This is a genomic window from Empedobacter sp. UBA6745 (assembly GCF_002453775.1).
GTDB classification, from domain to species: domain Bacteria; phylum Bacteroidota; class Bacteroidia; order Flavobacteriales; family Weeksellaceae; genus Empedobacter; species Empedobacter falsenii_C.
Genome location: NZ_DKHL01000038.1, coordinates 180,540 through 190,073, shown reverse-complemented (window position 1 = coordinate 190,073; position 9,534 = coordinate 180,540). Strand labels below are relative to the sequence as shown.

10 protein-coding genes and 1 pseudogene are annotated in these 9,534 nt (G+C 33.1%); 8 read left to right on the top strand and 3 right to left on the bottom strand.

The features are described from left to right. From B4H69_RS11735 to B4H69_RS11720, 4 genes and pseudogenes are all read left to right on the top strand, one after another. Nucleotides 1–344 (top strand): annotated as a pseudogene (locus B4H69_RS11735) (hydrogenase); the annotation flags it as partial. After that, a complete protein-coding gene (locus tag B4H69_RS11730; RefSeq protein ID WP_221627898.1) occupies nt 325–894 on the top strand; it encodes a DUF3341 domain-containing protein in 570 nt (189 codons plus the stop codon). The pseudogene B4H69_RS11735 and the gene B4H69_RS11730, both read left to right, overlap by 20 nt. Next, a complete protein-coding gene (locus B4H69_RS11725) occupies nt 894–1,574 on the top strand; it encodes a c-type cytochrome (protein WP_180906123.1) in 681 nt (226 codons plus the stop codon). The genes B4H69_RS11730 and B4H69_RS11725 overlap by 1 nt, the downstream gene beginning before the upstream one ends. 18 nt (nt 1,575–1,592) lie before the next feature. Then, entirely contained in the window at nt 1,593–2,930 is a 1,338-nt protein-coding gene (locus tag B4H69_RS11720; RefSeq protein ID WP_180906124.1) for a hypothetical protein, read from the top strand. Nucleotides 2,931–3,006: 76 nt separating this feature from the next. Here the strand turns inward: B4H69_RS11720 and B4H69_RS11715 are convergent, their stop codons facing one another. Continuing rightward, nucleotides 3,007–3,318 carry a hypothetical protein gene (locus B4H69_RS11715; RefSeq protein WP_180906125.1) on the bottom strand — a complete coding sequence of 104 codons (312 nt, stop codon included), beginning with the start codon at nt 3,316–3,318 and terminating at the stop codon, nt 3,007–3,009. A 124-nt stretch (nt 3,319–3,442) separates the two neighbouring features. Here B4H69_RS11715 and B4H69_RS11710 point away from each other — a divergent pair, with 124 nt between their 5' ends. Then, nucleotides 3,443–3,748 (top strand): hypothetical protein, encoded by a 306-nt coding sequence (locus B4H69_RS11710; protein ID WP_221627946.1) that lies wholly within the window; start codon nt 3,443–3,445, stop codon nt 3,746–3,748. Nucleotides 3,749–3,805: 57 nt separating this feature from the next. Here the strand turns inward: B4H69_RS11710 and B4H69_RS11705 are convergent, their stop codons facing one another. Further along, the gene (locus tag B4H69_RS11705; RefSeq protein ID WP_180906788.1) at nt 3,806–4,249 is read right to left on the bottom strand and encodes a septal ring lytic transglycosylase RlpA family protein; all 444 of its coding nucleotides are present in this window, start codon (nt 4,247–4,249) and stop codon (nt 3,806–3,808) included. Between the two features lie 293 nt (nt 4,250–4,542). Beyond that, a complete protein-coding gene (gene dnaG / locus B4H69_RS11700) occupies nt 4,543–6,489 on the bottom strand; it encodes a DNA primase (protein ID WP_180906126.1) in 1,947 nt (648 codons plus the stop codon). Nucleotides 6,490–6,654: 165 nt separating this feature from the next. Between dnaG and B4H69_RS11695 the strand changes: the two genes are divergently transcribed. The 3 genes from B4H69_RS11695 to sucD all read left to right on the top strand — a co-directional run bounded on the left by B4H69_RS11695 (nt 6,655) and on the right by sucD (nt 9,488). Continuing rightward, complete coding sequence (locus tag B4H69_RS11695) at nt 6,655–7,437, top strand: META domain-containing protein (RefSeq protein ID WP_114999482.1); 783 nt, start codon at nt 6,655–6,657, stop codon at nt 7,435–7,437. An 88-nt stretch (nt 7,438–7,525) separates the two neighbouring features. After that, nucleotides 7,526–8,452 (top strand): UDP-3-O-(3-hydroxymyristoyl)glucosamine N-acyltransferase, encoded by a 927-nt coding sequence (locus tag B4H69_RS11690; RefSeq protein WP_114999484.1) that lies wholly within the window; start codon nt 7,526–7,528, stop codon nt 8,450–8,452. 166 nt (nt 8,453–8,618) lie between these two features. After that, nucleotides 8,619–9,488 carry a succinate--CoA ligase subunit alpha gene (gene sucD / locus B4H69_RS11685; protein ID WP_038337297.1) on the top strand — a complete coding sequence of 290 codons (870 nt, stop codon included), beginning with the start codon at nt 8,619–8,621 and terminating at the stop codon, nt 9,486–9,488. The last annotated feature ends 46 nt before the right edge of the window (nt 9,489–9,534 follow it).

Here is a 9,534-nt window from a genome sequence, read left to right as displayed (position 1 = left end):
ACGTTTTAGTACCAGGATTATTATGGATTCGTCCAATTAGAAGAAACTTCTTCTGGACATTCGTTATCTCTATCGTAGTTAACATCGGTATGTGGTTCGAGCGTTTTGATATTATCGTTATCAACTTATCTCGTGACTATTTACCATCAAGCTGGACAATGTTTATGCCTTCATGGGTAGACGTAGGTATCTTCTTAGGTACTATGGGATTCTTTTCTGTGTTATACTTATTGTACGCACGTACATTCCCAGTTATTTCACAATCTGAATTAAAAACTATTTTGAAATCATCAGGCGAAAGCTATAAAAAACATCATACTGAAGATGAGCATCACGAACACTAAAATCGTTTATGGTCTTTACGGAGACGATGATGATTTATTAAAAGCAGTAAAATCTATTCGTAAACAAGGTATTACGATAGATGAAGTATATACACCTTTCCCTGTACACGGTTTAGATAAAGCCTTAGGATTAAAAAAAACTCGTATTTCTGACCTTGCTTTCTTCTACGGTGCATTTGGTACAACGTTAGCATCTTTGATGACATGGTTTATTATGAACCATGACTGGGCTCAAGATATTGGAGGGAAACCATCTTTTTCTTGGGGTGAGAATATGCCAGCTTTCGTTCCTATTATGTTCGAGTTGACAGTATTCTGTGCAGCGCACTTTATGTCATTAACATACTTAGTGCGTAATAAAATGTATCCAGGAGCTAAAGCTAAAAATCCAGATCCACGTACAACAGATGATAAATTCTTAATCGAAATCAGAACTGCTGATGTTGAGAAAATCAAAAATGTATTTGTAGAGACTGGTGCTGAAGAAGTAACTGTAAAAGGTGATGTAGTCGTAGAACCAAGTGTTAACAATTTAGTACAAGAAGCATAATGAAAAAGATAGCATTACTTATAGGATTAGGAAGTATTATTATCACTTCTTGTTCTGATAAAAAACGTCACGCAAGTATCGTATATATGCCAGATATGTATTATCCTACGGCATATGATCCTTACGAAAAGGCAACTTTTGGTTACCCTCATGACGAAGAAAATTCTGAAGTTCCTGTATTAAGTAAAAATCACAATATGTCTGCATTAGAATCTGTAGAAGGTGCTGTTGCAAGAACAGATGGTGATATTTTACCATGGACTTACAAAAACAATAACGCTGGTTATGCACAAGCAAAAGCAGTAACTGTTTCTCCTTTGAATGCGGCTAACAAAGCTGCAGATTTAGAAAGAGGTAAGTTATTGTTTGGACAAAACTGTGCAGTTTGTCACGGTGACGCTGGTGATGGACAAGGATCAATCGTAAAATCTAAAGCTTATTCAGGTGTTCCTAATTATAGCGAAAGAGATGTTACAGTAGGTTCTGTTTATCATGTAATTATGTACGGAAAAAATGCGATGGGTTCTTACGCATCTCAATTGACTCCTGCAGACCGTTGGAGAGTTGCTGAATATGTAATGAGTTTGAAAGGTGCTACTACAGCTGCCGCTGCTCCAGCCGGAGAAGCAACTGCTGAAGCAAAACCTGCAACAGAAACTGAAACAGCAACTAATAAATAATAAAATAAGTTAATTATTATGCAATATACATTTTCCCCAAAATTAAAAAATGCATCACTTATCTTAGCTGTTATAGGTGTTGTACTTTACGGGATAGGATTTTTCTTACATCAACAAGATGTTGCTAATTCAACTGAATATATTAACGGTTTGATTGAAGCTCACCCAACTCAATTTTTTGGTGACTACATTTCAGATTCTTATGCATCTATGAATACAGATCATGCTGGACACATGGAGCATTTGACAAATTTATTGAAAAACAGACCTTGGGCAGCTTTCTATGTACCAGCTTATTTATCGTTTGGTATTGCGGCGTCTGCGTTGTTTTTCTTATGTATTCAATTCGTAGCTAACGCTGGTTGGTCTATGGTAGTATCTCGTGTTATGGAGGCTATCGCATCATTTTTACCAGTAGGTTCTGTACTTGTAGCTATCATCGTTTTAGGATCTTATTTTCACATGAATCACTTATTCCACTGGATGGATGCTGATTTAATAAATCCTGATAGCGAGAAGTATGATATCTTCATGGCGAACAAAGCTCAACTTTGGTTAAGCCCTAACTTCTGGTTAGTACGTTGTGTTATTTACTTAGTAGTATTATCTTTAATGTTACCAGTAATTAAAAACGCAACACGTAAATTAGATGAGACAAACGGAGACTTAAAAGTGTACGCTCAATTGTACAAAAAATCAGTAATTTACTTAGTGATTTTCGCAATTTGTTCTGCAGCATTTGCTTGGGATTTCGTGATGTCTTTAGATCCACACTGGTTCTCTTCATTATTTATGTGGTACGGAATGGTTTCATACTTAGTTTCTGCGGTTTCTATTATGGCAATTATTTCTATCTACTTAAAAAGAAAGAACGCTTTACCATTATTTAATGATAACCACTTACATGATTTAACAAAATACATGTTCGGTTTCTCATTATTATGGTCTTACCTATGGTTCTGTCAATTCATGTTACAATGGTACGCAAACATTCCTGAGGAAGCTCAATACTTCCAACAACGTATGGCGCAATACCCATTATATTTCTGGATGTTGATCATTAACTTAGTAGCTCCATTCTTGATTTTAATTTCATCAAGCATGAAACGTCGTTACCAAATCGTTTTCGCGATGGGATTCGTTATCATCTTCGGACACTACTGGGATTTCTACAACCAAATTATGCCAGCAGCTGTTGGACCATTCCACAACTTTGGTTTAATGGAAATTGGAGCATTAGTTGGAATCGGAGGATTATTTACATTCGTAGTTATGAATGCAGTTTCTAAATTAAACTTAGAAGCAAAAGGTCATCCTTACTTCCACGAATCAAAAATTTATGAATATCCTTTCTAATTAGAAAGATGTTATAAAACCTAAAAGCTCGATGCATTTGCATCGAGCTTTTTTTATTTGATTAATAATTGTTATTTTATTCTTGAATTGTTCTACGTTTTATTTCCAAATCAACCAAGAAATGATCGACATCGTCATCTGTTGATAGATTTCCAACCACGTAAACACCTTTGTCTCCGTTTTGATTATTAATTATACCATAAACCGAAGACTCATCATCAGGATCAGACATTCCTTCGTAACGATAAATGCATACGATATCAAAGATTTCAGGAGCTTGTTTTAATTGATCTTTTTCGATATTATAGTCAATAGTAAAACCATTTTCTTTTAGTTCGTCTAAAGCTTCGTTCGTTGTTTTGTAGCGGTATTGGATTTTTTCTTTCATAATTTTAATAGTTTAATTATTGATTCTCAAATACTATTCCAATCAGTATATTCATTAAAATATTGTAAAGTCTTTTTTGGTAAGGTTATTGTCTTATCTCAAAATGAATATAATGAATATGATTATGAAACTAACAGTATTAAAAAAAATCAACTTGATTGCCGTTTTTGCTTTCGCTGCTTTATTTTTGGTATCGTGTGATGGTTCTACAACTATATATGGGTTAGAGCATCAGCATAAACACAAAAAGAAGTATAAGAAATATCCGAAATACGAAGTGAGATATGACGACCATCGTAGCTTACCACCAGGTCAACACAAAAAAGTACATGGTGATAAATCTGCAAAACGATATGCACCAGGTCAACAAAAGAAAAATAATGGAAATTATTATAAAAAGAAAGGACATCATAAACATTATGATGACTAAAATAAAAAAGGATTGAACATTGTTCAATCCTTTTCTTTTTAATATCTAAAAATTGTTTTACTCTACAACTTCCATTTCTACGTTCAATGTTCCCGCATTAGTAGAACCTATAGAAGTAAACGCTGCTTTACTCAAATCCAATAAACGAGATTTTGTATGCGGTCCTCTATCGTTTATTTTTACAACAACAGATTTTCCGTTAGTTGTATTGGTTACTTTGACTTTTGTACCGAATGGTAAAGTTTTGTGTGCTGCAGTTAAATTGTTTTTGTTATATAACTCGCCACTAGAAGTTTTTTTACCGTGAAATTTATCAGCATACCAGGATACAATTCCACTTACTTTTTTTCCAGCTTTTTCAACAATTTCCGAAATCGCAGTATTATCTGTTTTATTAAAATCTGAAAATTTATTGATTAAATTAAGTTTCAAATTTTTAGTTATAGCAACTGGTAACGGATTTTCTATTGAAAAGTTTGATTTTCCTTTAGCTTGAGCCATTGGGATAATCATCAGCATTACTAATAATGTTAAAATATTCTTTGTCATNNCAGTTCTTTCTGAATCTTTATCTAAAATAAGCATAATAGATTTTGTTTGTACATGCATAGTTTTTTCTAATGTTTTTTAGAAAAGAAAAGATACCTAAATGTCTATGTTTAGTAGCTTTAGAAAGAATTGTTAACTATAAGTTAAAAATATAGTTACTTATTAAAATTTTTAAGAATTATTTACAATTATTACGTAAACATTTATTAATCAATATATTAATCTTTTAACAAGTAAATGTTAAATTAAATGACGCGATTAAGATGTTGATTTAAGATATTTTTTAATCCAGTAAAATGCATAATTTGTTGAAGAATTTGACTTGTTTCTTCGATTGATAATTCAGGATTTTTTGTTTGATGCATCAATTCTTTAATCACATTATCTATGTAAATAATTTTGAAGCGAAGTAAAACATCAAATAAATCTTTGTGCACAAATTCTTCTTTTTTCTTAATGTTGATGCCTTGCTTTACTGTCCAGTTTTCGCTTAAACTATGTTTTTCTAACATCATTTCCGAAGCAAGCTGTACAATTTCTGGATTGGTTAATCGAGAAAAATAAGTTCCTGTTCGCAATTCATCATTTCCCAAACCAACTTTCACTTCTTCTAAAATAGATTGATAAAGTGGATTACTCAAACTTAACTCGTTTTCATCAAATTGAGAAATGATTTCTTGGTTAACTGTTGTTTTGTATAGCTCGTTGTTCTCGTTCTTCAAATCAACTTCTAAATCACCAAATTGCATAATCAACTTAATGATTTCATTTTCTACAGTTTGCTGAACATTGATGACTTCTTTTGTAGACGGAAAAACCGAAATAGCAGGTTTTTTAGTTCGCGCATTATCGGTAATATGAGAAGACGAAGAAGTCGATTTATCGCCAGAATTTTGCAATTGAGCCAATTCTTTGAACAAAACTTCTTCTCGAATTTCCATTATTTTAGAAGTTTCTGCAATGTAAACTTCTTGCTTGATAATATTCGGAATAAGCGAAATTGATTTTACAATTTCTCTAATTAATTCAGCTTTTTTGATTGGATCATTCTTCGCATCTTCCAACAAAACATTTGCTTTGAAACGAATAAAATCAGATGCGTTTTCTTTTATATACGCTTCGATTTCAGTTGTCGAATGTTTTTTCGCAAACGAATCTGGATCTTCGCCTTCTGGTAACAAAAGAATTTTGACATTCATTTCTTGTTCCAAAATCATATCAATTCCACGGAAAGACGCTTTGATACCAGCATTATCACCATCGTACATCACAATGATATTCTCTGTCAAACGTTTTATCAAACGAATTTGTTCATTTGTAAGTGCTGTTCCAGAACTCGCTACTACATTTTGAATTCCGGCTTGATGCAAAGACAAAACATCTGTATAACCTTCGACCAAGAAACATTGATCAGCTTTTGTAATGTGTTGTTTCGCCTGAAATAATCCGTAAAGCGTTTTACTTTTATGGTAAATTTTATTTTCGGGAGAGTTTAAATATTTTGCTGCTTTGGCATCATTTCGCAAAATTCGTCCACCAAAACCCAACGTACGTCCCGAAAAACTATAAATAGGAAACATTACACGCTCGCGAAACTTGTCATATTTCTTATTATCTTCTTTGAAAGTTGCTAAACCAGCTTCTTCAATCAATTCTTTAGAATAACCATTTTTTAAGGCATATTCAGCAAAAGCATCCCATTGTTTTGGCGAATAACCAAGTTCAAATTTATCGATGGTTTCTTTGGTAAAGCCACGTTCGCGGAAATAACTTAATCCAATCAAATTCCCTTCTTCCGAATTATGCAATTGATTAGTGAAGAATTTCTTCGCAAAATCAGTCAAGATATATAAACTTTCGCGATCTTTTTCCTCTTGTTGTTGCTCAAAAGTGTAATCACCATCTTCTTCAATCTCGATGTTATAACGTTTTGCCAACCATCGCAAGGCTTCTGGATAAGTAAATTGTTCAACTTCCATCAAAAAAGTCACAACATTTCCACCTCTTCCAGAAGAAAAATCTTTCCAGATTTGTTTGGCAGGTGAAACAACAAAAGAAGGCGTTTTTTCGTTCCCAAAAGGCGAGAGTCCTTTTAAGCTAGAACCTGCACGTTTTAAGGTTACAAAATCACCAACAACTTCTTCTACACGAGCTGTTTCGAAAATTATATCTATCGTTCTTTGAGAAATCAAATTGAATTATTTTTTGAGAATTGTGTAAACAAATTATTTCTCAAAATTAAAACAAATTCTTTACTTGGCTTCATCTTTTCAAAACCTTTGTAGAAACGAATTTTAACATTTTTGAGATTTTGGTATGATATTCGTATATTAGACTGAAACTTGAAATTAAATTTTATGAAATCAACAATTTTAAAAATATCTTTTGCAGCAATTTTAGCAACAGGATTTTTAACATCTTGTTCTACTGTTAATAACGTGATAGGTAATACTGAAAACACAAATAACAACTCTATTTTAGGAAAATGGGAGTTGAGCCAAATCAATTTTATGAAGGCAGGTTCTATTGCAGAAGCTTATCCAATGGGAACTCCTTACCTTAATTTTATTTCGAATAGTATGTTAAATGCTTCGGATGGTTGTAACACTTTGAATGGAGGAGTTACAATTTCTGGAAATGAAATTACATTTGGTAATATGATGTCTACGATGAAAGCTTGTCAAAATGTAGAAGATTCTAATTTCAGTTCAAAATTAAACGGAAAATTAAAATACTCTATTTCAGATAATAAATTATTATTAATTCAAGGAGATATTGTCATCATGACTTTTGTTCGTCCTGGTACTTTAGCAGGTTCTTGGGAATTAGAAGAATTTATTGGTAAAGATAGAAGTGCAAAATCAGTAGACGATCGTTTCCCAAATCAAAAACCTACATTAACATTCCAAAATAACAAGGTTTCTGGTAATGATGGATGTAATAATTTGACAGGAGCTTATGTAGCAGTAGGCAATTCATTGACAGTAAAAAACATCGCAACAACGCGTATGGCTTGTCAAGGTGTAGATTCTGATGCTTTTGGAGAGCGTTTTAATAATGTAAATAAATACGAAATTGTAGACGGAAAATTAGTTTTGTTTGCAAATGATGTTAAAACAATGGTTTTCAAGAAAAAATAATGAAATTCAATTCATAAATCATTAAAGCTGTCATTTTTTGACAGCTTTTTTATTTTTATATTTGTATACTTTTTAAAAGGAGAGAAAGATGAAATTTCCACAAACACATCAATTAAAAGATATAGCATCAATTATCGATGCGAAATTTATTGGAGACGAAAATTTTCCAGTCGAAGGAATCAATGAAATTCACCGTGTAGAAGCGGGAGATATTGTTTTTGTTGATCATCCAAAATATTATGATAAAGCGCTACAATCGAATGCAACAATTGTTTTGATTAACAAAGAAGTTGATTGTCCAGAAGGAAAAGCTTTGTTGATTTCTGATGATCCTTTTCGTGATTTTGTAAAAATTGGACAACATTTTATGGCGTTTGAAGCTGCTACAAAACAAATTTCTGATTCTGCAGAAATAGGTGAAGGAACAATTATTCAGCCAGGGGCATTTATTGGAAATCATGTTAAAATTGGAAAAAATTGTGTGATTCATTCTAATGTATCAATCAATGATTATGCAATTATCGGAGATAATGTAATTATTCGTTCAGGAACAGTTTTAGGAGCTGATGCATTTTACTACAAAAACCGCGAAACAGGTTTTGATCGTTTAAAATCTGTCGGAAATGTTATCATCGAAAATAATGTAGAAATTGGTGCGAATTGTACGATAGATAGAGGAGTTTCTGCGTCTACAATTATTGGAGAAGGAACAATTATGGATAACTTAATTCAGATTGGTCATGATACAATTATTGGTAAAAAATGTTTGATTGCTTCGCAAGTCGGAATTGCTGGTTGTGTAAATGTAGAAGACGAAGTTTCTATTTGGGGACAAGTTGGGATTACAAGTGGTGTAACAATCGGTACAAAAGCGGTGTTATTAGCACAAGCAGGGGTTAGTAAATCTTTGGAAGGAGGAAAAACATATTTTGGTTATCCGGCAGAAGAGGCTCGTGGCTTGTATAAAAAAATGGCTGTCACAGAGATAATGGTTCGCGATTACAAGAGAAAATAAAATTATTTATAGAATATATTTGCAGCCGACCGTTTGGTCGGCTTTTTTTATGATAAATATCTTATACTTTTTTGTCCTGTTCCAATAAAGACTTAGTGTATTTTTTACATTGAATATTTTTTAAAATGCAAAACTCCTTTTATATTTGTGTAAATTAAAAATCACAATGTCTGTATTAGTAAACAAAGATTCAAAAATAATCGTTCAAGGTTTCACAGGGAAAGAAGGAACTTTTCATGCTGAGCAAATGATTGAATATGGAACACAAGTAGTAGGTGGTGTAACTCCAGGAAAAGGAGGACAAACTCACTTAGGGTTACCAATTTTTAACACAGTAAAAGATGCTGTTGATCAAGCAGGAGCAGACGTTTCTATTATTTTCGTTCCACCAGCATTCGCTGCTGACGCTGTAATGGAAGCTGCAGAAGCAGGTATCAAAGTAATTATCTGTATTACAGAAGGTATTCCAGTAGAAGATATGGTAAAAGTACAAGCTTATGTTGACCAAAGAGATGTAACATTAATCGGACCTAACTGTCCTGGTGTTATTACTTCTGAGGAAGCTAAAGTAGGTATTATGCCAGGTTTCATTTTCAAAAAAGGTAAAGTTGGTATCGTTTCTAAATCAGGAACTTTAACTTACGAAGCTGCTGATCAAGTTGTAAAAGCTGGTTACGGAATTTCTACAGCAATCGGAATTGGTGGAGATCCAATTATTGGTACTACAACAAAAGAAGCTGTTGAATTATTTATGAATGACCCAGAAACTGAGTGTATCGTAATGATTGGTGAAATCGGTGGACAATTAGAAGCTGAGGCTGCTCGTTGGATTAAAGCAAATGGAACTAAACCAGTTGTAGGATTTATCGCAGGACAAACTGCACCAAAAGGTCGTACAATGGGACACGCTGGAGCTATCGTAGGTGGAGCTGATGATACAGCACAAGCTAAAATGGCAATTATGGAAGAATGTGGAATCCACGTTGTTGCATCTCCTGCTGATATCGGAGCTACAGTTGCAAAAGTTTTAGGATAAGAAATATTCTTAATCAAAATAGTAAAGGAACTCAAATTTGAGTTCC

Excerpts from the sequence above, each read along its gene's own strand:
- B4H69_RS11730 (WP_221627898.1), top strand. The coding sequence starts at position 325 with ATGAGCATCACGAACACTAAAATCGTTTATGGTCTTTACGGAGACGAT.
- B4H69_RS11725 (WP_180906123.1), top strand. The coding sequence starts at position 894 with ATGAAAAAGATAGCATTACTTATAGGATTAGGAAGTATTATTATCACT.
- B4H69_RS11720 (WP_180906124.1), top strand. The coding sequence starts at position 1,593 with ATGCAATATACATTTTCCCCAAAATTAAAAAATGCATCACTTATCTTA.
- B4H69_RS11715 (WP_180906125.1), bottom strand. The coding sequence starts at position 3,318 with ATGAAAGAAAAAATCCAATACCGCTACAAAACAACGAACGAAGCTTTA.
- B4H69_RS11710 (WP_221627946.1), top strand. The coding sequence starts at position 3,443 with ATGAAACTAACAGTATTAAAAAAAATCAACTTGATTGCCGTTTTTGCT.
- B4H69_RS11705 (WP_180906788.1), bottom strand. The coding sequence starts at position 4,249 with ATGGCTCAAGCTAAAGGAAAATCAAACTTTTCAATAGAAAATCCGTTA.
- B4H69_RS11695 (WP_114999482.1), top strand. The coding sequence starts at position 6,655 with ATGAAATCAACAATTTTAAAAATATCTTTTGCAGCAATTTTAGCAACA.
- B4H69_RS11690 (WP_114999484.1), top strand. The coding sequence starts at position 7,526 with ATGAAATTTCCACAAACACATCAATTAAAAGATATAGCATCAATTATC.
- sucD (WP_038337297.1), top strand. The coding sequence starts at position 8,619 with ATGTCTGTATTAGTAAACAAAGATTCAAAAATAATCGTTCAAGGTTTC.